The sequence below is a fragment of the Rothia sp. HMSC066G07 genome, assembly GCF_001814485.1.
Lineage (GTDB): Bacteria > Actinomycetota > Actinomycetes > Actinomycetales > Micrococcaceae > Rothia.
This window is the reverse complement of sequence record NZ_KV816924.1, coordinates 283,463-284,827: the sequence shown is the minus strand read 5'-3', so window position 1 is coordinate 284,827 and position 1,365 is coordinate 283,463. Positions and strand designations below refer to the sequence as shown.

Annotated in this window: 1 protein-coding gene and 1 pseudogene; both read left to right on the top strand. The window is 50.5% G+C overall.

Annotated elements, in window-relative coordinates:
- On the top strand, window positions 1–481 hold a 481-nt coding region (locus tag HMPREF2971_RS09400), incomplete at its 5' end, for a DUF6318 family protein (RefSeq protein ID WP_246825046.1).
- Window positions 481–1,365, top strand: a pseudogene (locus HMPREF2971_RS09300) (hypothetical protein); the annotation flags it as partial. The gene HMPREF2971_RS09400 and the pseudogene HMPREF2971_RS09300, both read left to right, overlap by 1 nt.

Below are 1,365 nucleotides of genomic sequence, written 5' to 3'. Positions count from 1 at the left end.
ATATGGTCCTGCACAGAACGTTCCTCTCCCCAAGGCTAGGCCACAACAGTACCCCGAAACCTTCGCTGGTCTCCGCGAGATGATGCGTGACTGGATCAAAGCCCGCAACTACGGCATCCAGACGGGCGATATGCAATACGTGAGGCCGTACATGCTGGATACCTTCAAAAGCGATATCGAATTCCTCAACTCCATCGAAAAGCTTTACAAAGAAGGTGGCTGGGTTATCGAAGGAACCTCAGAATACCAGGCCGAAAGCGACCTCATGTATGACGAAGAAACCAAAGAATATTGGGTTCTCACCCGGCGCTTGTGGACTTACGGGCTCTATATTCACCCGAATGGAAAAATGCGTAAACGTACTAATACTGGTAATGAAAATGAGACTTTCATGTTTCGATACCGTTATAAGGATGGTTACTGGTATTTGTCTGAGTATCGCTCGAATGAGGAGCTCCGCAAAGAGGGGCTCATTAAATAATGGAAAATAAGACAGTTCGAGTATTCTGCGTTTCAATCACTTTTGCTCTGGCAGTCAACCTTTATCCTCCGACGTACGCTCTGGAAGATACTTCAGATTCCAATAGTCACAGCGTCGTAGATATAGCCAATGAAGACGGTTATGCAACAGCAGATACCGATGAGGAAGTGAGTCTGTCCCCTGCCCCTGCCCAGGAAAATACTGCTGTATCTAGTATCAGAATGACCGCAGAGGAGCAAGAAGCTGCCTTTAAAGCGACTCATCGTCTCATGCGTGACGCTAGGGGAGATGAATACTACGCTTCAACCACTAATAAAGACTCCTGTACTACTCCCGATAACCGACCAGGGCAGTATTCTCGCACCCGCATGATGCTCGACGACGGCAACGACTACACCGGATACTACAGCCCCTCCGGCCTCGGTACCTTCTGCATCCCAGCAGAATCCCGCACCCTAACCGCCAATAACCCCGGAGAGCCCCGCAAGCCAAGTCCTGCCGAGATGCTTCAAGAAATTGAAGACAAATTCGCTCACACCGACATCCGACCCCCTATCCTCAAACAGTCCTATAACTCCGGTAACGGTACCGGCAGGGCTAAGGGCGACCCGAATGTTTATAAGGGCGACAACATCAACTTCTACGCTGAAGCCCCGACCGCTTCTTGGGAAGGTGAGCTTTCGGTAGGTCACGTTGAAATCGAGTCTTACCCGGTACAAATGACCGTCCAGTACGGCAACGGTGACGAGGGCAGCTTCTACACCATCGGCGAACCTATTTACCCGAAGTCAGGCTCGAAAGCACGACCGACTGCGACCAGTTATGTGTATAAACGTTCGGGTAACTTCCATGCGTACGCAACGGTTTCTTATGCTGGCCGGTAC